The 21930-nt window shown below is 47.1% G+C and carries 23 protein-coding genes and 1 tRNA gene; 21 read left to right on the top strand and 3 right to left on the bottom strand.

Features of this window, described 5'->3' with window-relative positions; translation table 11 throughout:
* The first annotated feature begins 6 nt into the window (after nucleotides 1-6).
* From KI215_RS00590 to KI215_RS00645, 12 genes are all read left to right on the top strand, one after another.
* Nucleotides 7-1368, top strand: coding sequence for a TadA family conjugal transfer-associated ATPase (locus KI215_RS00590; RefSeq protein WP_212773729.1), 1362 nt, complete (start codon nucleotides 7-9; stop codon nucleotides 1366-1368).
* On the top strand, nucleotides 1365-2291 hold the full coding sequence (locus tag KI215_RS00595) for a type II secretion system F family protein (RefSeq protein WP_212773730.1): 927 nt from the start codon (nucleotides 1365-1367) through the stop codon (nucleotides 2289-2291). Before KI215_RS00590 ends, KI215_RS00595 begins: the two co-directional genes overlap by 4 nt.
* A 12-nt stretch (nucleotides 2292-2303) precedes the next feature.
* A complete protein-coding gene (locus KI215_RS00600; RefSeq protein WP_212773731.1) occupies nucleotides 2304-3218 on the top strand; it encodes a type II secretion system F family protein in 915 nt (304 codons plus the stop codon).
* 90 nt (nucleotides 3219-3308) lie between these two features.
* Nucleotides 3309-3524, top strand: a complete 216-nt coding sequence (locus KI215_RS00605) for a hypothetical protein (protein WP_212773732.1) — start codon at nucleotides 3309-3311, stop codon at nucleotides 3522-3524.
* An 81-nt stretch (nucleotides 3525-3605) separates the two neighbouring features.
* Entirely contained in the window at nucleotides 3606-4916 is a 1311-nt protein-coding gene (locus KI215_RS00610; RefSeq protein WP_212773733.1) for a vWA domain-containing protein, read from the top strand.
* A gap of 18 nt (nucleotides 4917-4934) precedes the next feature.
* Nucleotides 4935-5498 carry a Tad domain-containing protein gene (locus KI215_RS00615; RefSeq protein WP_212773734.1) on the top strand — a complete coding sequence of 188 codons (564 nt, stop codon included), beginning with the start codon at nucleotides 4935-4937 and terminating at the stop codon, nucleotides 5496-5498.
* Nucleotides 5499-5512: 14 nt separating this feature from the next.
* Nucleotides 5513-5893: a TadE/TadG family type IV pilus assembly protein gene (locus KI215_RS00620; RefSeq protein WP_212773735.1), complete on the top strand. Its 381-nt coding sequence runs from the start codon at nucleotides 5513-5515 to the stop codon at nucleotides 5891-5893.
* A gap of 53 nt (nucleotides 5894-5946) precedes the next feature.
* Nucleotides 5947-6882, top strand: a complete 936-nt coding sequence (locus KI215_RS00625) for a hypothetical protein (RefSeq protein ID WP_212773736.1) — start codon at nucleotides 5947-5949, stop codon at nucleotides 6880-6882.
* Between the two features lie 44 nt (nucleotides 6883-6926).
* A complete protein-coding gene (locus KI215_RS00630) occupies nucleotides 6927-7739 on the top strand; it encodes a hypothetical protein (RefSeq protein ID WP_212773737.1) in 813 nt (270 codons plus the stop codon).
* Nucleotides 7740-7802: 63 nt separating this feature from the next.
* Entirely contained in the window at nucleotides 7803-8429 is a 627-nt protein-coding gene (locus tag KI215_RS00635; RefSeq protein ID WP_212773738.1) for a hypothetical protein, read from the top strand.
* A gap of 195 nt (nucleotides 8430-8624) precedes the next feature.
* On the top strand, nucleotides 8625-10124 hold the full coding sequence (locus KI215_RS00640; protein ID WP_212773739.1) for a deaminase: 1500 nt from the start codon (nucleotides 8625-8627) through the stop codon (nucleotides 10122-10124).
* A 13-nt stretch (nucleotides 10125-10137) separates the two neighbouring features.
* Entirely contained in the window at nucleotides 10138-10536 is a 399-nt protein-coding gene (locus tag KI215_RS00645; RefSeq protein ID WP_212773740.1) for an Imm1 family immunity protein, read from the top strand.
* Between the two features lie 203 nt (nucleotides 10537-10739).
* Here the strand turns inward: KI215_RS00645 and KI215_RS00650 are convergent, their stop codons facing one another.
* Nucleotides 10740-11543, bottom strand: a complete 804-nt coding sequence (locus tag KI215_RS00650) for a hypothetical protein (protein ID WP_212773741.1) — start codon at nucleotides 11541-11543, stop codon at nucleotides 10740-10742.
* A gap of 265 nt (nucleotides 11544-11808) precedes the next feature.
* On the opposite strand from KI215_RS00650, the gene KI215_RS00655 reads away from it, so the two are divergent.
* Both KI215_RS00655 and KI215_RS00660 read left to right on the top strand, forming a co-directional pair.
* Entirely contained in the window at nucleotides 11809-13167 is a 1359-nt protein-coding gene (locus KI215_RS00655; RefSeq protein ID WP_212773742.1) for a vWA domain-containing protein, read from the top strand.
* A gap of 19 nt (nucleotides 13168-13186) precedes the next feature.
* Complete coding sequence (locus KI215_RS00660) at nucleotides 13187-13411, top strand: zinc ribbon domain-containing protein (RefSeq protein WP_212773743.1); 225 nt, start codon at nucleotides 13187-13189, stop codon at nucleotides 13409-13411.
* A 134-nt stretch (nucleotides 13412-13545) separates the two neighbouring features.
* Here KI215_RS00660 and KI215_RS00665 read toward each other — a convergent pair whose 3' ends face one another.
* On the bottom strand, nucleotides 13546-14343 hold the full coding sequence (locus KI215_RS00665) for an SDR family NAD(P)-dependent oxidoreductase (RefSeq protein ID WP_212773744.1): 798 nt from the start codon (nucleotides 14341-14343) through the stop codon (nucleotides 13546-13548).
* Nucleotides 14344-14685: 342 nt separating this feature from the next.
* Here KI215_RS00665 and KI215_RS00670 point away from each other — a divergent pair, with 342 nt between their 5' ends.
* The 4 genes from KI215_RS00670 (at nucleotide 14686) to KI215_RS00685 (ending at nucleotide 18111) form a co-directional block, all read left to right on the top strand.
* Nucleotides 14686-15102: a MarR family winged helix-turn-helix transcriptional regulator gene (locus KI215_RS00670; RefSeq protein ID WP_212773745.1), complete on the top strand. Its 417-nt coding sequence runs from the start codon at nucleotides 14686-14688 to the stop codon at nucleotides 15100-15102.
* Between the two features lie 18 nt (nucleotides 15103-15120).
* On the top strand, nucleotides 15121-15774 hold the full coding sequence (locus KI215_RS00675; RefSeq protein WP_212773746.1) for an HlyD family secretion protein: 654 nt from the start codon (nucleotides 15121-15123) through the stop codon (nucleotides 15772-15774).
* A 36-nt stretch (nucleotides 15775-15810) separates the two neighbouring features.
* A complete protein-coding gene (locus KI215_RS00680; RefSeq protein WP_212773747.1) occupies nucleotides 15811-17391 on the top strand; it encodes a DHA2 family efflux MFS transporter permease subunit in 1581 nt (526 codons plus the stop codon).
* A gap of 249 nt (nucleotides 17392-17640) precedes the next feature.
* Nucleotides 17641-18111 carry an SRPBCC family protein gene (locus tag KI215_RS00685; protein ID WP_212773748.1) on the top strand — a complete coding sequence of 157 codons (471 nt, stop codon included), beginning with the start codon at nucleotides 17641-17643 and terminating at the stop codon, nucleotides 18109-18111.
* Nucleotides 18112-18452: 341 nt separating this feature from the next.
* Here KI215_RS00685 and KI215_RS00690 read toward each other — a convergent pair whose 3' ends face one another.
* Nucleotides 18453-19604, bottom strand: a complete 1152-nt coding sequence (locus tag KI215_RS00690) for an MFS transporter (RefSeq protein WP_338048315.1) — start codon at nucleotides 19602-19604, stop codon at nucleotides 18453-18455.
* Between the two features lie 302 nt (nucleotides 19605-19906).
* Between KI215_RS00690 and KI215_RS00695 the strand changes: the two genes are divergently transcribed.
* From KI215_RS00695 to KI215_RS00705, 3 genes are all read left to right on the top strand, one after another.
* Nucleotides 19907-20719, top strand: a complete 813-nt coding sequence (locus tag KI215_RS00695) for a serine/threonine-protein kinase (protein WP_212773749.1) — start codon at nucleotides 19907-19909, stop codon at nucleotides 20717-20719.
* 286 nt (nucleotides 20720-21005) lie between these two features.
* Nucleotides 21006-21081, top strand: a tRNA-Ala gene (locus tag KI215_RS00700).
* A 223-nt stretch (nucleotides 21082-21304) separates the two neighbouring features.
* Nucleotides 21305-21907 (top strand): ANTAR domain-containing response regulator, encoded by a 603-nt coding sequence (locus tag KI215_RS00705; RefSeq protein WP_212773750.1) that lies wholly within the window; start codon nucleotides 21305-21307, stop codon nucleotides 21905-21907.
* Nucleotides 21908-21930: the final 23 nt, after the last annotated feature.

The following is a 21930-nucleotide window of genomic DNA, read 5'->3' on the forward strand; positions in this document are numbered from 1 at the left end:
TGACGGTTGGCGTTATTCGATCGGATTCAAAACCGTCCTCAAAAGACACGTCGCCGCTCCAATCAAGCACAATCGTTGTCTTCAATCAATCAAAACCGGATTGATCAATTGGCTCAGCATTTTAAAGCCCGTTTGTTAAGGGAGACAGATCTTGAAAAATTAACACAATTACCCTCCAATGAGCTGAGGATCACTTTAGACAGGATTGTTGGTCGCTACCTTGCGGATGAACAAGTGGTGATCACCCGGCAAGAACGTGATCGTTTAATCAGCAAAATCATTGACGAATCAGTGGGTTATGGTCCGTTGGAACCATTATTGATGGACGAAGAGATCACGGAAATCGTGGTGAATGGACCTGAGGAAGTTTACTACGAGAAAAACGGAAAGCTTCACAAAACAGACATCAAATTCCGGGATGAAGAAGCACTTCGACATGTGATTGACCGGATTGTGGCACCGATCGGGCGTCGTATCGACGTGAGCTCACCCATGGTGGATGCCCGTTTACCTGACGGTTCGCGTGTGAATGCTGTTATTCCACCTATCGCACTGAAGGGTTCACTATTATCGATCCGTAAATTCCGAAAAGACCCGATCAGGATGGACGACCTCATTCGATTTGGAAGTTTAACACCGGATATGGCCCAATTTCTGACGAGTCTGGTACGGGCAAAACTCAATCTGATTATTTCGGGGGGAACGGGCAGTGGGAAAACGACTTTGTTGAACGCATTGGCCTGTTTCATCCCTGAGAATGAGCGGATCATTACCATCGAGGATATGGCTGAGCTCCGCATCCCCCATGGACATGTGGCCGGGATGGAAGCCCGTCCTGCCAACGTGGAGGGAAAAGGGGAAATCACCATTCGTCAATTGGTCCGAAATGCTCTCCGGATGCGTCCCGACCGGATCATCGTCGGTGAGGTGCGGGGGGCGGAGGCATTTGATATGCTTCAAGCCATGAACACAGGGCATGAAGGTTCACTTACCACAATCCATGCCAACTCACCCGATGATGCCATGAGGCGGTTGGAAGGTATGGTGATGATGTCCAGCCTTGATCTACCTGCCGCTATCATTCGCGAATATATCGTGGGGGCAGTTGATTTTATTATTCAAATCGGACGTCTGCCTGACGGACAACGGAAAATGTTGTCCATTGCCGAAATTCAAAAAGATGATCAGGGTCACTTTGAGATGAAGGAAATCTTCCGATTCAACCAAACCGGGGTGAAGGAAGATGGAACTGTGGTAGGATATTTCTCACCAACAGGGATTCTTCCCAAGTGTTTACCCCGTCTGAAAGCATATGGCGTACCAGTTGATCCGAAGATCTTTCGCCCTGTCAGGGGTGACATGCAATGATGATTGCGCTGTTCGGGGGAGGTTCCGTATTTTTTGCTCTATTAGCATTTTATTCGTTTATCACGCTTCGTGGCGAACGGGGTGAAATATCGAACCGGATCTCCAAATGGCTGTCCCAACAAACGGTGACAAAAAGCTGGTCTGATGAATTGGTGGAAAAACTGGACCGGCTTGAGATGATGAAGAAATTGGAGCCTGAACTGGAGAAGGCCAGTATTCCCTTGCGTCCAGCGGAATACAGCCTAGTCGTACTCTTGGGTGCGGGGATTGTTGCATTTGCATTGAAGATGGTATTTGGTGCACCTACTTTCATCAGCATCTCCTTAGCAATGGCCGCGGCGCCTTTTGGATCAAAACTTTTTCTCCGATCCAGAAGAAAAATTTACGTCCAGAGAATCGATGGACAATTGTCAGAGGCTTGTCGATTGCTGAGCAGTGCTGCCAGAGCAGGACTTTCCATCCCTCAAGGTTTGGAATTGGTGGTTAAGGAGTTGCCTCCTCCGATTAAAAACGAACTGTCCATTGTGGTGCGGGAAGTTCAGTTGGGTAGAGATCTGGAAGGGGCATTAAAAGATCTGTTGAATCGGGTTAACAGCAAGGATATGCAAGTGTTTGTCAATGCCCTTATCATCCAAAGGAGAGCCGGTGGAGATTTGGCTCGGGTTTTAAGTGAAATGGCACGGACAATGGAAGAAAGAAAAATCATTCATCAAACGATTCAAGCGGCGACTGCACAATCGCGTTACTCCGCTTATATGTTGCCCGTTGTCTCTCTATTGGTTGTGTTTGTCCTAAGCAAGATGATGGAAGGATTTGATCAGCTGTTTACACACCCCTTTGGAATCATCGTATTGGTGATTTTTGTAGTTCTTCAAGTCATCGGGGTTTTGGTGGTAAGGAAGATTGCGGATATACGAGTATAAGAAGGTGCTGACATGGATAGCACGTTGGTTTTGCTAGTCTTTACATCATGGGTATGTTGGGTAGCGGCAAGCTATCATTACTATTCATATCGAAAGAAGCAACAAGAAGTATTGGATCACCTAGAATCTTATCACTTGCCCAACACTGTTTTTACGAAAAAAAAATCGTGGATGGACAGTTTGAATCAATGGTTTGATCGGTTTTCCGCGATGGGGGAAAAAATTCAATTTTTGAGTGATCCGCTTGTGTTGGAGGATGCCCTCATCAAAGCGGGATATCCCTTTGACTTAACAGTGGAACGGTTGCAGGGCGCGAAGATTGTAGGACTGTTGGCAGGATTACTAATTGCATTGCCATATTATTTGTTGGGTTTACCTTTAGCCGTTGTATTGATTGCTGCACTGCCTTTAGTGGGGTATTTGATTCCCGTTTTGGGGATTAAACAACTGGCAAAAAGTCGTCAAGAGCAAATTCGGATGGACCTACCCGATTTCTTGGATATGATGAGTATTACTCTCCAAGCAGGGATGAGCTTGGACTCTGCTTTAGCCTACTACGTGGAGACTACCAAAGGTCCTTTGAGTGAGGAGTTTGCCCGTCTCAATCATGAGATCAAGTTTGGTGTGCAAAGAGAAGTGGCTTACCGTTCCCTTTTACGCCGAACGGCTTCTCCGGAGTTGGAAGGGCTAATTCAATCATTGATTCAAGCTCATAACCTGGGGACTCCCATCGCCAGCACCTTTATGGAGCAGGCTGATGAAATGCGTCGTATGCGGGCGGAAAGGGCGAAAGAAGCAGCAGGGAAAGCAGGACCCAAAATCACGATCGTCGGTGGTGCTCTCATTGCTCCTTCCGTAATGATCCTGATCTTAGGTGTGATCATCCTCCAGTATGTGATTAGCCCCAACAGCCCGTTAAAAATGTAAATGCATAGGAGGTGATGACCGGAAGGAAGGTTTCATATCTTGGCAACTTGATACATTAGTCTTATTCATTCATTAAGGGAGGTATTGTGAATGAACAAAATGATGGAAGCCATTAACAAGGGATTCATCAAAGGTTATCTCGCGTACAAAAAAGCCTTTTCAAATCGTAAAGGTTCCCAAACAGTAGAGTATGTGTTCCTGGTAGCTGGAGTTATTGCCATTGCTGCTTTGTTGAAATCAGTTGCAACTGATGATTTGGCGGAAGCACTCCGAAAAAAGATCGAGGAATTTGTTAAAAACTCTTAATTATCTAAGGCCCCACTTAACAACTGTTTTGGGATTGTTGAGCAACAATCCCAAAACAGTTCTTTTAGGAGGAAACAAATCATGAAGTGCACATTGAAAAAACTTTTTATTGGGGTGATTTTTACTTCGCTCCTGTTTAGTGGCTGCTCCCAAACAAATAATGTACATAAAAACACCCAAGCCAAAGAATCCAATAAATCCCCTGCTGTTGCGACAGATATCCAGGGTATTCTCAAGCAAAAACCAGGAAAATTTTCCGGGGACCACTTTGATGAAAACCAACTGAAAAAGATCATCCAATTATGGCCGAACAACATGTCGGCCCAAGAGGCATATAACCGCATCGTTCCTTTGGTAGCGGAAGATTACGCTTCACAAGTAAAAAAGCTCGACAACCTGGACCCAACGATAAAATCCGATATTAAACAACCCGGCAGCATTAAAGCACCCAATGGACAACCACTTACCAAGATGAATGTGGAAATCCTCATAGATAGCAGTGGAAGCATGGCCGGTCAGGTTCAGGGACAAACAAAAATGGATCTAGCCAAGCAAGCAGTCCAACAATTTGCGGCCAATTTACCGGAAGGGGCTAATGTTGCAGTTCGTGTTTACGGTAATAAAGGTACAAACAGTGAAAAAGATAAGGCCATTTCATGCAGCAGCAGTGAAATCCTTTACCCGCTTCAAAAATATGATGCCAGTCGCTTCCAACAATCAATCGCCAATTTAAAACCAGCTGGGTGGACACCGTTGGCGGCTTCGATCAAATCCGCACAAAATGATTTGGCTAAACAACAGGGAGAAGGAATCCAAAACATTATCTATGTTGTAAGTGACGGGGTGGAAACGTGTGGAGGAAACCCTGTTCAGGAAGCCAAAAACCTGCATAACTCCAACATCAAGGCAGTGGTCAACATTATTGGTTTTGATGTGGATGATGCAGGACAGAAAGCATTAAAAGCAGTCGCCGAAGCGGGTGGGGGTTCCTATCAAACGGTGAATAATCAAGAGGATCTAAGATCCTATTTTGAGAGGGAAAAAGCTCGATTGGATGAAGAATGGCGCGAGTGGTCACTTAATAGTTGGAAAGACGTTACGGACAAATCAATCTCTAAATGGAATAATCTTAAAGAAATTGTATTTAGTTTTCATGATATGAACTCTCGGGAAAATGATCATTTGCACTCACTAAAAGATATTCTAGTGGAAAATGGAAAAATCGAAAATGAAGATGCATTAAAAACCATGATTGTTCAGCGGTTTGAATTGATCAAAAAATACATTGTAGATAGGAACAAGAACATCGAAACTGCTATAAACAGCAATGAAGCAAAGACGATCGAGGATATAAATAAAAAAGAACAAGAGGAGCGAAATAAATTAAAATGATTTAAGTGGGGGAGTACCATGTTAAAGGTACTTGGAAATAAAAAAGGTGGGGCAACAACGATGTGGTTGATGTTGTTGCCCGCCTTCCTGATGATTGGGCTGTTTTTTGGCAGTATGTTTATGGTGAAAATGTCGCATTCATCTGCCGAAGTAGCAGCGGATGCGGGAAGTATTGCCGCTACCAAGAAACTCGATGAATGGATACTTCCCAAACTCCCCTTGCCGGCACAAGGACCTGTCACCATACCTGGTGCAACAGATAGATTGGGGAACGAGAAGATTCAAGAAATGCTGTCCAAGGTGGATCAACAGCTGTTGGCAAATTTAGCGGATCAGATATTAAAACAAAAGGAACAAGAGATGGTGGAAGCTGTTCGCTACTATGTTCAAAAAAATGGCGGGGATGCTCACGGGAAGATCATCTATCCAGTGGAGGGAGGGAGAATCGAAGTCCGAGCCAGAGTTAAGTATCGGCCACCGATTTTTCAGGACTTTTTCCAAGATACCTATATTCAAGGATCAGGGATGGGGCCGAAACGTGAGTTTTTAAAATTGCTTCCCAAACGAGAGATTACCTTTTAACGGAGGGAAGTTCAGTGAAAGCCAATGTGCTTTTCAAAGCTCTCAAAGCAAGAAAAGGATCGGTAACCATAGAGTTTGTCTTTTTGATCCCTCTCTTTATCTTCATGGCACTGTTCCTTTGGCAGGTGGCATTGGCAGGTTTGGCAGTTATTCAGACGGAATCCGCATTAAGAGATGCTGTCAGAGTGGCGGCAGTGACTGGGGATGTAAATAAAGCAAGACAACAAGCCTATTCATCCTTTGGCAGTTCTGCAAACTATAATCTCAGCAAAGTAAACGTGAGTATTAATGATGATCAAGCTATGGTGACCGCAACTACAGAAATCCGCCTGTTATTCCTAAAATCACAGTCGATCTCCTATTCGGATTCAGCTCAAGCCCCGGTGATCGATTGAGCTTATAACAATGACGGGTTGGTGAACTTATGAGAAGATCTTCCCAGAGAAACTTGGCAGTATTAATGTTATCTATTATATTATTGATGAATTTATTTCCGTTAACGGCATTAGCAGCAGGACCGGAAATTCATCCACCTGAAATTACGCCACCGGACATTAAGGCCCCAACGTTTACACCACCGGAAGTAACGAATCCAGAAGTTAATCCACAAGATTCGAACCATGGCAATGGATCAAATCCGACTCCGGGTACAGAGGGACAACCACCAAATGTGCATCCATGGGATGTTATGAAGTATACTCTCAAAATAGCTTTGGGTGGTTTTCTTGAAACTATGGATAGTATTTTTGAAAAAAATGGAGGAAACCCCCAACCCAAGGATGTAATATGGGGAACCCTTACATATGGGTATAGCCTTTATAGTGGTACAAGCACTGTAGTACCTCCCCCAAAAGACTCGTATCAATTTTTGCTCTCAAACTTAACTGAAGCAGGGAAAAAGATTTGGAATATCGGTTCGTATTTTAAATCACCAAAGGAAATACTTCAGGCCATTAAAAATCTTAAAAGTGTAGGTGGTTTTGGCAATCTTAAAAATGGCGGAATGATGAAGTTTCTTAATGCAATCACTAAAGTACCTAAGCCCCTGGCAAAGTTTACGCCTGCTTTAAGTATAATAAATGGTGGGGTTGCAACTGTTGATATGGTTAAAAACTTATATCAATGGGGACATACGGGTGATGCAAGTAAAGGATGGTCGGCGTTGTCCAATTTTGGGGACGTTTTAACCTCTGCAGCCCCTTGGGTAGCTGTAGCTTGTCCTCCAGCAGGTGCAGCGTTGGCCATCGGTGGAACAGTGTTATGGGCTGTTGGTACGTATAAAGCGAATGCTACCAACTTCAAAAAAGGAGCGAAAAAATTATTGAATAAAGGGAAAGAATTGTGGAATAGAGGGAAAAGTTTTATTAAAGGTCTATTCGGATAAAAAACCAGGGCTGTTACAGCCCTGGTTCAAAGGATGGATGTTATATGATTGAAGTGAAAGATTTGCCTCAACATGTGCTAGATGCCATACACAAATATAAAAAAGGAAATGAGTCAATCGAAGTATTTCCTGCTATGATAGTCTTAAATGGCCAAAAGTATTACTTGGTAGAATATTTGCCATCTGGACAAATTATAATAACGAAGGATGGTAAGGTACCTAGGTTTCAAGAAGTTGAATATGCTTTTATCTTGGGGAATAGGGTAAATAACCAAGTACAAACTCTAGTAAACGTTGGATGGAAATGGTCGAAAGGCTTAACGATTTGGGGTTTTAAGAGTGTTATCAAGATATTGGAATATTTCAGATCAAAATTAGAAGAAAAAATGGACCGTGAAATTGAGGGTTGCTTCAATCAGTTTTTAGAAGTAGCTAAATTGAACATTGAAAAGCAATATCAAATAAAGGAAGCTTATTTGGTTGGAAAAAAAATCAGGAAAGAATTACTTGAGTCAGAGATAGTAGATGAGCAGATGTACCATAAAACAACCATGTATACAGATATTATGTTAAAGGCAAGTTATTTTCAAAACCAATCCCAAATCCAAAGTTACCCTTGCAGGGTAAAGTTACTTAGATTTCTAGCAAGCAATATTCATCCTTTCAATCTCTATGCTTGGGTAAAATTAATGTTACTATATTACCACCACAAACGCATGTTGAATGAGGATAAGATGGATTCCGAGGATAGGGAAAGCATGAGGATCCTTACTGAAATGATGGAAAGAAATAATACATTACTTGACTTTGAGGGTTATGAAAAAGAAATTGAGAAGGTAGCGAGAAATCCGAGATAAGAGGTGCTTTAGATGATAGGGGTATATAAGGATGCATTCTATTTATATAGAAGGCGTTTTTTTGTGATTCTATTATTGGGTATTACGTTCATTCTACCGCTTCAAGTTTTTCATAATGTAGTAGCAAATTATTTTTATATCTATTTTAGTATAGCAGGCGATCGATTTTACCCGATGGCTAATTTGTTTAACACCTTTTTTACTTTAATATTGATCCCACTCTCTCAAATTCCCTTTATCTATATGGCATACCAAGAAGCAAACCATCATGATGCTAAATTTGGAGAAATATATGGTCGTACACTGGAAATTGCATTTCCCGTTTATATGAAGGGTATTCTCTACGGATTACTCATTATATTTGGGATGCTTTTGCTTGTAATCCCTGGTGTGATTTTAGCCATATTGTTCTTCTGCTTTCCATATGTTGTGGTGATTGAAAATAGAAAGTGGACGGCTGCTTTGAAGGAAGCGTACTATTTTGGAAAACAGCATTTTTGGGGTCTGTTGGGCTTTATTTTCATATTTGGATTGGTTGAGTGGGTAATCAGTATCGGTGCCTTGTACGGGTCAATTTATTTATCATTTACTTTACCTACAGTTTCGATGATACAAAATTTAATTAATATATTATTCATTCCCTTAATGGCATTCACGATAACGTATTATTATGTGAATGAGGTTTCATAACAAGTAATTACAGTAAGTCAGGTCTGTAAAAGGGTGGCCTTTTTCATCTTGAAAAGGGTCACCCAAGAAGCCGATTAAACATTCCCCAAGTATACTGATCAATAGTTAACCCATCTTTATGAAGGTTTTTTGTGATAACTATTTATTGAAATAAATTAATTAAGTTAAAATACAATACAATAATGGAGGCTGGCAATGAAAAAAGGGATTAGAATTTACATAATTACCCTTTTATTCGTTTTACTAGGTGTTTTCTCGTTACATAGTGTAGCCTATGCAAATATCAATCCTCCTGATATTCATCCACCGAAAATTAAGCCGCCAAGTTTTACACCACCTTCTCCTCCCAAAGCTCCTTCCATTAAACCTCCAACTGTCAATCCTGAGGAGACTAAGGTGAATGAGAATGGGGGGGGAGGGTTGTCGGATCGATTAAAAGGAGGATTAAAAAAATTAAAAAACAGGTTAGGAGAGCTTTGGGATGGCATATCTCAGGTAGCGGGTAACATATGGGGAAAAGTTGAGGAATATGGAACCAAGCTTTGGGAATCGATAAAAGAACATCCCATTCTTTCAATCCTGATTGCCATCGGGGTTATAGCGGCATTTATGTCCGGTGTGGGCGAAGTAGGTTTGGCTGCAGGCGGGATTGGTGCCGGAGCTGGGGAATTGGGAATTGGAGGACTGCTGGGAACGCTTTTCACCGGAGATGTTTTTACAGGAGGTATATCAGGGGCTGCATCAGCGGGGATTTTTAGATTGGTCGCGGGTATGCTAGCCCGTTCCAGATTCGGTGTTTGGGCTGTAGACACATTTGGTTCATGGTTTGGTAGAGCTATCCCTAATTTATTGAGTGGTAGTGTATCTGCTTTTACGGATAGTGCACTGTATGATTGGTTGAAAAACCGGAAGATCGACTGGGGAAAAGCGGGTAAGAGTGCCCTTCTTGGCTTTGCGGTATTATTCGGTGTTCATTCAACGCCTCAGTTAGTTTCAGCATTCAACAAAATTCCTCTCCCTTCACCGGTTTACCAAGTTTTTGCGGATGGATCCTTATCAGCAAGTCCTAAAACCATTGGTGATACATCATTTGGGCAGTGGTTGCAGAGGTTTGCATCTATAGGTGAAGAAAATACAGGAAAAATAAATGCAACAAATGATGTAGATCCAAATATTGTTGGTGGTGTAAAAAGGCCACCGGTTGATCTAGGTCAATTTAATATTGTTAGAAAACACTTCAATATCCCTCCAAGAACTGGGGATAATGATAAATGGACAGTAGCTGTGTTAAGAATGGATGGTCGAGAATATTGGAGTAAGAATGGGAAGTGGAAGCAAAAAGCCCCCGGCGTTGAACCAAACTTTAAAAGTAAAGAAGAGTATGATAAAATAAGAAAATTATTAGGTACCAATAGTGAATCAGCAGGACATGCAGAAGGTATGGCTTTTTACCAAGCTTTACTATACAGACAGCAAAAAGGGATAACAGGGGGGAAGGCAGTATTATATGTCGATAAAGTGCCTTGTGGTTTTTGTAAAAGAAGCGGTATTAAACCATTAATGAGAGCTGTAGGTTTGGATGAATTAGATTTGTATTATCTTGAAGGTGGGAAAATGCATTATGTAAGATTCTATAGGGATCCGAATAATCCAAAGAAAATCTTAAATACCCCGTATCCAACTGAAAATAAATGAGAGAAGGGATAATATGAAATGGGAGTTGTGTTTAGAACGTATTGATTATGTAGAAACATTACCAACATGGGAACGGGTTTATGAGGTAATAAAACAAATGGATGGTAAAAAGCTGACCAATTTTTCATTAGATCCTCTAAATGGTGAAGGCGCTTCTCTATTATGTGGTGGAGGAGATTTGATAGATGGTGAAAGGAGATACAAAGTGGAGTATTTTAATGAGGAAGATGGTTCAGGGTATTATTTAATCAATCCAGAAGAACCAGAGGATAAGGAATATGAATTAACTATTCAAGTATCAGATGTGCAACCAGCTAAATACTGTGTAAAACAAGAAGATGTTATTAAAGCGTTTGAGTATTTTTATAAAACCGGTCAACGAAATCCAGAGCTTCAATGGGAGGAATATTAAGCTAAAAAATATTACGATAAAAATCTAAATTATGTCTGTTTCCCGCAAGATTGAGGTTTTTGAATAAAAAGGCGAGGTACGCTCGGTGTGAATGGGATTTGACTTTAAAGAAGTGTGGGATGATGGTCAGTATGTTAGAAATCCGAACCAAACATAATGAAGAAAACCCGTTACCCCCATGGGCAACGGGTTTTTCATATGACTTACAACGTATCGCTGCTATCGGAGTCGGACGAATCGTCCGTGGTCGAACCGTCCGAGGGGTCGTCGGATGAGTCGTCGGACGAGTCGCTGCTCGGATCTTCTTCCTGCAGGATCTGGATCCATTTTTGCCGCTCGTCTTCCGACATCGGCACACTCAGTTTGTTGGTATAGTGGAGAACGATAATTTCTTCATCCGTGGCCACTACACGGCTGATCTCATGCTGGTTGTCTTGGTAGCCGTCGTTTTCAATAACGAATTCGTACATCAGATCGTCCTGTTGTTTGGATAGCGTACGCCAGGTGACCTTGCCGTCGCGGACTTGTTCGTTGATCGACTTGCGCATTTCCATGGCGTAGTCGTTGACGGTTGCTTGGTTTTGGAGACCTTTGTGAACGTCGATGGTGATCGCTTCCGTCCAGTCGTCCGCCGATTGCCCTTCCGGCACGTACAGGACCCGCACATTGCCGTCGTTTTGTGCGTGAACGTCAACCGGTGTCCAAGTACGCCCGTCTACTTGGATGTTTTTATCTTCCGGATCCTCTTGGCCGGACGAATCATCGGAGTCGAGAGAGGGATCATCGTCTTGGTTGTTGGGCGCCTGGGCGATGTCGGACAAGTCGTCCTCATTCTGTTGTTGTGCCTGCTCTTTTTTGGGCTTGTCCTGCTCCTTTTTGGCTACCGGCTGTTGCTTGGCTTGTTGTTGGGCCTGAATCACCTGTTGAGCCAAAGAGATCACGGTGGAGCAACCGGTGGAGAAGATCGCCATGACAGAAATCATAAGGACGAGCCACAAACGTTTCACTGGATGCCATCACCTCGATAACTGTATCAATCGTTCTATTTTTATCAATATTTTCCGCTGCCCGTCAACCCCTTTCGACATGATTCGGGGACTATTTTTGTCGGATTCTGTCTACTTCTTTTGGTCTATCATTTCGGTAATTCTATTTTTTCAACCAAAAACGAGGGTTTTCTTGTAAAATAGTAAAAGCATACAATCAAAATTGTCGAACTTTGGAAGTTGTTGTTTGAGATTCGGGCAGCTTGACCAAGGGAGTGAGGAAACCGTGCGGTTCGGAAAATGGTGGACCTGGATTGTGGTGCTGGTACTGGCGGGTGGATGTACACTCCCGCTGGGGGCGGACAAACCGGCGCTCAAACAGGAACAAACGCCGAAGCCGAAAGCGCAGCCGATGATGGATCTGTCGGTGAAACCGTCGGAGCTGTTAAAAAGAGGGGATGCCCGCGCCATGGCGTTGGTGGGCCCGGGGAAATACGGTGACGATCGTTATGATCGGGCCAAGGTGGAAAAAGAGCTGGACAAAATCCCTTCCAACGCGTCGCCGGAGGAGATCTATGACAAACTCATCGCACTCTTGGCCAATGATTACCGTCCTTATGTGAAAAAATACGACAACTTCAAAGCTTACATCGAGACGAAAACGACCCCCATGCCCAAAGAGGCAAAGCTGGCAGCCCTGCCTGAGGGAAAAAGGATGAATGTGGTCATTCTGTTGGACGACAGCGGAAGTATGGCAGGGAAGGTGCCAGGCGGTGTCAAATTGGATTTGGCCAAAAAAGCGGTGAAGGAGTTTGCTGCCAAATTTCCGGAAGGAGCGAACGTCTCACTTCGTGTCTACGGACATAAAGGAACCAACCAGCCCAAGGACAAGGCGCTTTCCTGCCAAAGCAGCGAGGTGATTTATTCCTCCAGCCGGTATGAGGAGAGGCGTTTGCAGCAAGCGCTGAACGGACTGAAACCGGGCGGTTGGACCCCGCTCGCCAAGGTGATTCAGGATGCCCAGCGGGATTTGGTGAGCCGCGGCGGTGAAGGAGCGACCAACATCGTCTACGTGGTGAGTGACGGCGTGGAAACCTGCGGCGGTGATCCCGTAGCGGCCGCGCAGGCGTTGCACGCATCCAACATCCAGGCCGTGGTCAACATTATCGGCTTCGATGTGGACGATTCAGGGCAACGCGCGCTGAAGGCGGTATCGGACGCAGGTGGCGGCACGTTTGCCACGGTGGACAACCAAACGGAGTTGGAAGAGGCGTTTGATGCGGAGTACAACCGGCTGTATGATGAGTGGACCAGATGGGGGAACGAAAACTACGACAAAGTGACAAAAGAAGGAAACCGGAAATATGACGAGTTGACCAAGGTAGAAAACGAATTTTACGATTCGAAGACCCAGGAGATCAATCGATTGTGGGACGCAAAGAATTATTTAGACAGCAAACGGGGATTCATTTCGGATTTGGGGGATATGATCTCACAGCGCAGTAACCTGTTGGGCGATTATATTTTTGATGAGGGTAATCAATTGAAAGAGCAGGTCCTGAAACATCAAGATGAGATGCAGGATGCCATTTTGGAGAAGCAAAATCAAGAGCAAGACAGGGTATTGCAAAAACAGTCCCAGTAACGAAGTGGGTGAAGCGCCAATGGAAGAAGATAAACAAACACGCCCCAACGGTTGTCCCAAATGCGGGTGCCGGGAAGTAAAGACGGACCGGATTGCCGTGACGGGTTCTGGATTGAGTCGGTTTTTTGATGTGCAGAACCGCGAGTTTTTGGTCGTTTCCTGTGTAGGGTGTGGGTACTCCGAGTTTTACCGGAAAACTTCCCCTACCCTGGCGGAAGTAGTGGATTTCTTTTTCGGGAAATAGGGAAAAAGTACACCCGATCAAAACGGTTTTACCAGTTAAACGGACGCTGATCATTCCTACTATAGTAAAGCTGACTTTAGCCAGCGGGCAAAAGTGGAATGATCAGCGTCTTTTTGCTTCATATGGCGTTCATTCTACTCTGCACGTTCGGAGATTTTGCGCACAACGGCTGTGACGGCTTTTCGCGGCAGGAAGCGAACGGATTGGGCCAGTAACCAGTTATGCAGACCGGGGATGACGATTCGATCACCCCGCATTAATCCGCGGTAGCCGATTTCGGCAACGGTAGCGGGATCCATCACTTTGTTAATGCGGAACAGCTTGGACTGCTCCAGATTGGCGCGGGTGATGAATCCGGTCTCGGTCGGTCCCGGACAGAGTGCGGTGACGGTGACGCCGGTCCCTTTCAACTCGTTGGCGATCGCTTCGGAGAAGGAGAGTACGTACGCTTTGGTCGCGTAATAGACGGCCATCAATGGCCCTGGTTGAAATGAGGCGGTGGAGGCGACATTCAGGATTTTGCCCCGTCCCCGTTGGATCATATCCGGAAGGAAATGTTTGGTCAGATGGGTCAGGGCCGTGATATTGACCTGAATCATGTCCATTTCCTTTTGCCAATCGGTTTCCGCGAAAAACCCGTACAAACCAAAGCCGGCATTGTTGACCAGGATCTCCACGTTCCAGCCTTGCTCCCTTACCGACCGTATAACTGCATCCGGTCCGGACGGATCGGCCAGATCTTGGGGAACCACGTCGGCTTTTACCCCATGTGTCCGGGATAATTCTTCCGCCAACTGCCGTAACTTGTCTTCACTGCGTGCCACCAGGATCAGATCGTGGCCATCTCGGGCGAAGCGTTTGGCCAGCTCATAGCCGATTCCGCCGGAAGCACCTGTGATCAGGACGCGTGGAGAAGTAGGGGGTTGGCTCATGGGATCACCTCGTTCGTGCAGGTTTTACGGTCCCATCATAAGATGAAGGTGAAAGGCTTGGCAACTATGCGTCATCAAGCTATGACGCACCGTTGTCAAGCCTTTTTAATGTTGAAAGGGAGCGTTGAATGTAGTCGAAACGATGAAAGTTGTCCATAGAGGGAACTCTTTACCTGGAGAGTGACTTCACCATGTGGGGATTGATTGGGGAAAGGGTTCCCATAACAGCCGCGAGTCGGAAAAGAAAAATGTAGAAGCGAAAAAGGGGATTGTTTTATATGGTTAATCTCTTTATAATAAAGATGTTTTTGTGGAAAGAGATTTACGGGGTGATGTGTGCGAATGGATTCAAAAGATAGACCGAGTATGGAGCGGTTGAGCAAAATGTTGCTGCGTATGGCCCGTTCCTTCGATGCCGCGTTGGAGGATGAGATTACGCCGCAGAAATTTCTGCTGTTAAACAGTTTGTTGCGGATGAAGAAGTGCAAGGTAAATGATTTGGCGCAGGAAGTGAATCTCTCCTCGGGTGCGACCACCCTCGCGCTGAACCGTTTGGAGAAAGAGGGGCTCATCGTTCGTTCACGGGATAAGGAAGATCGACGCATCGTGTGGGTGGAGTTGACCGAGAAGGGGCGGTCGCTCATCCTGCGGTTGGTGGAGAAGCGGCACCGGGTATGGGAGAAGATGTTGAGCACATTGACCCCGAAGGAAGAACAGGAGTTCCTTCGTCTCCTGGAAAAAATGGTCAACCAATTGTGAGTAAGGAGGGATTTTCGGATGAAAAAGATGATCGCCATTATGATTGTGTTTGCTGTCGTCATCTTCGGCGGTGGTGCTGCTGCATTGTACTACATGAATGAAGTGCAAAATTACGTCTTGGTGGATAATGCCAAGGTGCAAGGAAACCTGACGATGATCACCGCACCCGTTGCCGGGAAGATCACGGAGTGGAAAGTGAAAGAGGGGCAGTATGTGAACAAGGGGGATGTGGTGGCCCGGATTCAGGCGTCGCCGACGCAACCGGGTGAAGCGCCGCAAACTGTAAATGTCACTGCACCTCAGTCCGGTACCGTGATCCAATCCAAATCTGAGACGGGTAATTTGGTGTCAGCGGGTACGCCGCTCGCGATGACCACGGATCTGAATCACCTGTACGTGGTTGCTGAGGTGGACGAAACCAAAATTCAGGACGTCAAACAGGGGAATGCGGTGAAAATCTCGATTGATGCCTTCCCGGATCAAAAGTTTACAGGTAAAGTGGAGCAGATCGGACTGGGAACCGAGTCTACTTTCTCGATGATGCCCAACATCAACACCGGCGGTAATTATACGGAAGTGGTGCAACGCATCCCGGTCAAAATCTCGTTGGATGGATACGCTGGTGCCCGATTGGTCCCGGGGTTGAACGCGGACGTCAAAATTGAGAAATGATCTGGGCATGATCACTGATGGAAAGGAGGGTTTGACATGGCTGACCACATCCCGACCCCGCCGACAGAGCAACGTGAAAACGGTGGTGTGGAAAACCGGTTAGCGGCAACCGTCGTGCTGATCATCGCCGTTTTCATGGCCGTATTGGACATGAGCATCGTTAACGTGGCGTTGCCCAGCATGATGACGGAGTTCGGTGTGGATACGTCCGACATTCAGTGGGTGATCACCGCATACACGCTGGTGGTGGGGACGCTTGTTCCTGTTACCGGATTTGTCAGCGATCGGTTCGGATACAAGCGTGTCTTTATGCTGGCGCTGGTCCTGTTTACCGTCGGATCGTTTCTTTGCGGATTGGCTTGGAATAACCTCTCGATGATCCTGTTTCGCATCATTCAGGGTCTTGGCGGCGGGGCATTGATGCCGGTGTCGATGGCGATGATTTTCCGGATGTTCCCGCCGGAACGGCGCGGAACGGCGATGGGCTTTTTCGGGATCGCCATCATGTTCGCGCCCGCGGTGGGGCCTACGCTGAGCGGATATTTGACGGAATACCTCAATTGGCGGCTGATCTTCTACATCAACGTACCTATCGGCATCCTGGACTTCTTCCTCGCGATGTTTCTGTTGAAGGAGTTGTCTCACGGCACCCGGCAACGGTTTGACCTGTGGGGATTTCTCACCTCGACGTTGGGATTTTCCACTTTGCTGTACGGATTGGGGATCGTACCGGACAAAGGATGGACCGATCCGGAAGTGATCGGATTTTTGTCGGTGGCCATTGTGTCGCTGATCGTGTTCGTCCTGATCGAGTGGAACATTGATCAGCCGATGCTGGATTTGAGACTGATCCGCAACGGCGCTTTCTCAGTATCGCTGGCGATTGTCAGCATCACCAGCATCGCCCTGTTTGTGCCGCTGTTCATGATCCCGCTGTTTTTGCAGAATATCTCGGGATTGTCTCCGATCGACACCGGATTGCTGCTGCTGCCTCAAGCGTTGGTGACGGGGCTGATGATGCCGATCGCCGGCTTTCTGTTTGACCGGATCGGGGCACGCTGGCCGGCAATAATCGGTTTGTGCCTGACGGCGTACTCGCTCTATTTGACCCATTTTCTCGATGTGAACACGCCTCATGCGACGCTTATCTGGTGGATGGTGCTTCGGGGCATCGGCGTCTCCCTGTTGATGATGCCCGTGACCACGGCCGGGATGAACGCAGTGCCCAGCGAAAAAGTGGGGCAGGCCACGGCCATCAACAATACGTTCCGCCAAGTGAGCGCCTCGTTCGGGATCGCATGGGCGACGTTGCTGTTGTCCCATCGCCAGGCGTATCATACAGCGGTGGGGGCCGAGCAGTTTTCGCTGTTTTCGCCGCAGGCGAATGAGACGTTGCAGCAACTCCAAAATATGTTTATCTCGATGGGCCAGCCGCTGTTCCAGGCCAAGGCATCCGCATTGGGCTTGTTAATGGGACAGATCCAGGCCCACGCCATGGTACAGGCGATGGATGACGTGTTTTGGGTAACGATGTGGATCACCATCGCCACCATCGCATTGGCTTTCTTCTTGAAAAACAAAGGAAACGGAGCCAAGCGGCGTTCGATGATGGGATGACAATTGTGACGGATATGCATGGTTAACACCAGGGGCCACCTTCGGACAAAAGGGGGTGGCCCCTGGTTGTTTTTATAAAGAGCGAGCGGGAAACCCAACCCTTCAGGATTGGGATGATAGCGAGCGTCGGAGGTGGAAGGGGTTCAAGGAGAAGCATTTTTTTGTTATCGGGAGAGACCTTAATTTAATGGTGATATACGGCGACGCCTGAAATGTTGAAACGTCACTAAAGGAAAGGATAGGGATCTGATGACAAAACCTATTTGTATACCCGATCTTTCATCAAGACCGTTTTCTCTGACAGTGGAACGTCTGATGGATTCAGCGCCCGACGTACTGTTCCAAGCGTGGACGAAGCAGTTCGATCGCTGGTTTGCAGCGCCTGGATCAGTGTTAATGGAGGGAGAAGTCAACACGGTCTTCTTCTTTGAGACAATCTACAAATTTGAGACACATAGTGAAGCACAGCGTCATCCCCATTATGGTCGATTTCTCAGGCTCAAGCGCGATCGCCTCGTCGAAATGACTTGGGTTACCGGCGCTGAGGGAACAAAGGGAGCTGAGACGATTGTTACGGTTGAACTTGAGCCTCACGGTAACGGCACGTTACTACGTCTTACGCACGCGGGGTTTCCAGATGAGGAGTCGAGGAATCAGCACGAACAGGCATGGCCGTTTGTGCTTGAGCATCTTGACAGGCGGATGATGGCAAATACCTAATGAACAGCCGGAAAACCATTTGCTCAGTATTCACCAGATACGCTCAACTACGTGTGCGAAATCACCCAGGCTTGGACGAAACAATCGTGGATGGATGTGAGTTGCCACGTCGGATAAAGGGAGAAGCCTATGGTGACGAAAGGGAGTACCTCTGGTGTTGTAGTCGTGTGGAGCAGTCACAGTGGAGCCGAAGGGCCTTCTGTCGCAGGAATGGCGGGTGATTCCTGTTCGGCGGCGTTTGCTTCGGATGTTCCTTTTTCCAGATCCACCGCAAATAGCAACAAGATGCCTACCAAGAAAAACAGTGCGATGGATAGGATGCCCATCCGGCTCGAGTCGAACTACTGCCCCACCAAGCCGAAAACAGCTGGGCCGAAAACAGCTGCAAACTTGCCGGATAACCCGAAGAAGCCGAAGAATTCCGCGTTCCTGTGAACGGGGACGAGACGGCTGAAGATGGAGCGGGACAGCGCCTGACTGCCGCCCTGCACGCACCCGACAAGGATGGCGAGTAAATAGAAATGAAGTGCGGTGGTCATGAAATAACCCAGCATCACGATGACCAAATAGATGACCAGTGAGCCGATCAGAGATGGCATCGGGCCGAATCGGTCGGCTAATCGACCGAACAGCAGAGTAAGGGGGATGCCCACAAACTGGGTGATCAGGAGAGCAGCGATCAGATCCGTCTGGCCGATCCCGATTTCCCGTCCATAGATGGTGGCCATCTTGATGATCGTATTGATCCCGTCGCTGAAGAGCCAGAATGCGATGAGAAATTTGAGCATTTCCGGATATCGGTTCAGGGAGCGCAGGGTCTTCCACACGGTACGGATCCCTTCCGCTGCGAGATGTTTGGCCGGTGTCGATGGATATCCCGACAGCGGTCGGTCGTGCACATGGTGGAACAGCGGAAGAGAAAACAGCCACCACCAGATCCCGACGCTGAAAAAGGATGCTTGTGTGGCAGCGAGGGCGGTGATGCCCAACATATTGTGAAATGTGATCATGGCCAGGTTGAGGGCGAGCAGGATGCCGCCGCCGATATAGCCAAAAGCGTAACCGCGAGCGGAGATGCGGTCGCGTTCGTTTTCGGACACCACATCGCTGAGAAACGCGTCATAGAACACGTTGCCGCCGGAAAAGCCCAACGTGCCGAAGATGACTAAGATCGATGCCCACACCCACTCACCCGGTTCGATCGTGGCCATCAGCAGGGACGAAGCAATCCCGATCCAGGTGAACCAAAGGAGAAATCTCCGCTTGAACCGACCGGCGTCAGCGATCGCACCCAAAACCGGAGAGAGCAGGACGATCAGGACCAGAGCGATGGATTGGGTGTACCCCCAATAAGCCGTCGCTTTCGTGGCACCGAGATCGTGGCCGGCGACGTCGGAAAAAAAGATCGGCATCACCGTTGCCATGACGGTGGTGGCAAACGCCGAATTGGCCCAGTCATACATCACCCACGCACGGACAGCGCGATCATCCATGGAAAAAGCCTCCTTTTGCGGCCTCATCCATTTCAATCTATTCAGAAAATACACCTTTCACCTCAGTTAGATCACAGGTATGGATGAGAAAGAAAATCATGGAAAGCACAAATAGAAAACCATCAAAGGTCAAGAAAGAGAAGAAGAAAAGAAAGGGTTTTGGCTGTCCAGAAATAACCGTTCGTGATAAAATAAGAAAGCAAATGTCTGTATCGGTTAAGCCGTCAAAAACCAGACTTACATATTTTGAGACGTTTTCCTTTTCATTCACACGACCCCGGCAAGAAAGGTGATTGAAACAAATGCGAATGAAAGAGAAAGGTGAGTGGATACGGGAGTCGTATGAAGTGATCGATGCATTCCCCTTTGTACAGGGGGTTCTTTATTACACGGCATATCGACAAAAAAACGAGGCGGTATCCGAGGGAGAACCGGTTCGAACGCGGTTTGTTCACGCGTTGGATGCGCGCGCTTTTCACGGGGAAAGCGGTCGCGATTTTGAGAAACTGCTCATGCGGGATGAAGATGCGTTTTTCCCGGTTCAGGAAGTGTTCATCGAAGATGGAGTCCTGTATCAAGTATATCGAAAATTAGAGGGGACGCTCCTCGCGCACTATTTGTACCATACGTTACCGTTGCCGCTGGATCGGGCGATGTGGATATTGCGACGGATCACTGGTCATCTGTTGCGCTTGTATGACCAAGATCAGTTTACCATGGTTCATCCACAAAATGTTCTTTTGGCCCCGGGCGGGGCGGTGCGTTTCATCTACGGTGGCCCCGTCGGGCTGTTGCCCAAAGGAGGACTTCATCCGCAACCGTCTGCGGATGGTCAGCGGCGGGAAGATACGTATGATGCGTTTACGGTCGGGGCATTGGCATACACGATGTTTACGGGCAACAGTCCAACGGCATTTTCGCTTACCCCTGCTCCCATCCGCCAGTTTCGGGAGGATGTGCCGGAAGAGCTGGAAGATTGGATCATGCGCACCCTGTCCTTCAATCCGGAGCAACGTCCCACGATCGAGGAGATGGCCCGGTTTTTTCATAAAGTGACGGCCAAGATCGAAGGGGAATCAGAAGGTTTATTCGGATGGGAACGCATGCTGTTGTAGTGAATCTCGACTGAGCATGGATCGGGAAAGCGCCGAATTTGTGAGCCATGGGTTGCTAAGAAATGAAGCAATTGCCCCAAAAAGCGGCCGAGAAGTTCCAAGAGCACCTCTCGCTCCTGCTACGCCTGCGCTCAAAGGTCGCCCGTAGGAAATCGGCCACCTTCTTATTGGGGAGTCTGAATTTCACGCGGGCGACCTTTGAGATGAGCTACTCACCTGAAAAAGGTGCTTGACTTTCTCCGAGGACCCGTGTACAATAATTCCTGTCGCTGATTGAAAGCTTCGTGGGGCTGTAGCTCAGCTGGGAGAGCGCCTCGTTCGCAACGAGGAGGTCGGCGGTTCGAGCCCGCTCAGCTCCACCAGACGAACACCTCGTTGATGATTCAACGAGGTGTTTTTTATGTGGTTTTATGTCATGAAATGTGACATGATGAACTAGAAAGTGAAAGAAGACTCATTTGTTTGGGGTTATTAATGTAAAAAAATATTACATAAGTCTTGCGAAACAGGCAGGGGATTCGTTACAATGAAGTCGTGCTGAATTTTCGTGTAAATAAAACTGACACAAAGGAGTGTGCCCTCCCGTTGAATATCTGGGTGTTGCATGAGCAGCCGTTTACGATGTCGGCAGGTGCTTATGTGGACAGTCTGCGCCGGGCGGGGCTTTCCATCACCGCCGTGGATGAAAAGGCGTTGGAAACCGGTGTTCCCGATGCGGTCATGTTGGTTTATCCGTCGGAAGGATGGAAACGTCGGGTAAAGGCGGTTTCGGAAAAATGCCCGTGGGTGTTGATGTTGGACCGAGGGGGTCTGCCACGAGCGGATGAATGGGATGAAAACTGCCGTCCGTCCGCCGTCATCGCGACGACGATGGATGTTCGCCATGCCGTTTGGGCGATCCGACAAGGGGTGTATCAAGCAAAGGAACGAGTCTCTTGGCAAAAGCGCATCCAACAGTTGGAACGCCGTTTGGCCCAACGCGCCGTGATTGATCGGGCCAAGGGGAAGCTGATGGACGAGCGGAGATGGACGGAGGAGCAAGCGTACCATTATTTGCGGCAGGCGGCGATGAACGAGAGGAAGACGATGCAGCAAGTCGCTGATGAAGTCTTGTCAGCAAAGCGACAACCCATTTTTGCAGGTTCCACGACCCGTACCATACGAGCTGGTTCGGGTAAATGGAAATAAACCTTACAACGAAGTGGGGGAAA

The organism is Polycladomyces abyssicola (genome assembly GCF_018326425.1).
Classification (GTDB): Bacteria; Bacillota; Bacilli; order Thermoactinomycetales; family JIR-001; genus Polycladomyces; species Polycladomyces abyssicola.

What these genes read in the sequence shown, in the direction of transcription:
- KI215_RS00595 (WP_212773730.1), top strand. Translation starts at nt 1,365, where the DNA reads ATGATGATTGCGCTGTTCGGGGGAGGTTCCGTATTTTTTGCTCTATTA.
- KI215_RS00600 (WP_212773731.1), top strand. Translation starts at nt 2,304, where the DNA reads ATGGATAGCACGTTGGTTTTGCTAGTCTTTACATCATGGGTATGTTGG.
- KI215_RS00605 (WP_212773732.1), top strand. Translation starts at nt 3,309, where the DNA reads ATGAACAAAATGATGGAAGCCATTAACAAGGGATTCATCAAAGGTTAT.
- KI215_RS00610 (WP_212773733.1), top strand. Translation starts at nt 3,606, where the DNA reads ATGAAGTGCACATTGAAAAAACTTTTTATTGGGGTGATTTTTACTTCG.
- KI215_RS00615 (WP_212773734.1), top strand. Translation starts at nt 4,935, where the DNA reads ATGTTAAAGGTACTTGGAAATAAAAAAGGTGGGGCAACAACGATGTGG.
- KI215_RS00630 (WP_212773737.1), top strand. Translation starts at nt 6,927, where the DNA reads ATGATTGAAGTGAAAGATTTGCCTCAACATGTGCTAGATGCCATACAC.
- KI215_RS00640 (WP_212773739.1), top strand. Translation starts at nt 8,625, where the DNA reads ATGAAAAAAGGGATTAGAATTTACATAATTACCCTTTTATTCGTTTTA.
- KI215_RS00645 (WP_212773740.1), top strand. Translation starts at nt 10,138, where the DNA reads ATGAAATGGGAGTTGTGTTTAGAACGTATTGATTATGTAGAAACATTA.
- KI215_RS00660 (WP_212773743.1), top strand. Translation starts at nt 13,187, where the DNA reads ATGGAAGAAGATAAACAAACACGCCCCAACGGTTGTCCCAAATGCGGG.
- KI215_RS00665 (WP_212773744.1), bottom strand. Translation starts at nt 14,343, where the DNA reads ATGAGCCAACCCCCTACTTCTCCACGCGTCCTGATCACAGGTGCTTCC.
- KI215_RS00670 (WP_212773745.1), top strand. Translation starts at nt 14,686, where the DNA reads ATGGATTCAAAAGATAGACCGAGTATGGAGCGGTTGAGCAAAATGTTG.
- KI215_RS00675 (WP_212773746.1), top strand. Translation starts at nt 15,121, where the DNA reads ATGAAAAAGATGATCGCCATTATGATTGTGTTTGCTGTCGTCATCTTC.
- KI215_RS00680 (WP_212773747.1), top strand. Translation starts at nt 15,811, where the DNA reads ATGGCTGACCACATCCCGACCCCGCCGACAGAGCAACGTGAAAACGGT.
- KI215_RS00685 (WP_212773748.1), top strand. Translation starts at nt 17,641, where the DNA reads ATGACAAAACCTATTTGTATACCCGATCTTTCATCAAGACCGTTTTCT.
- KI215_RS00690 (WP_338048315.1), bottom strand. Translation starts at nt 19,604, where the DNA reads ATGGATGATCGCGCTGTCCGTGCGTGGGTGATGTATGACTGGGCCAAT.
- KI215_RS00695 (WP_212773749.1), top strand. Translation starts at nt 19,907, where the DNA reads ATGCGAATGAAAGAGAAAGGTGAGTGGATACGGGAGTCGTATGAAGTG.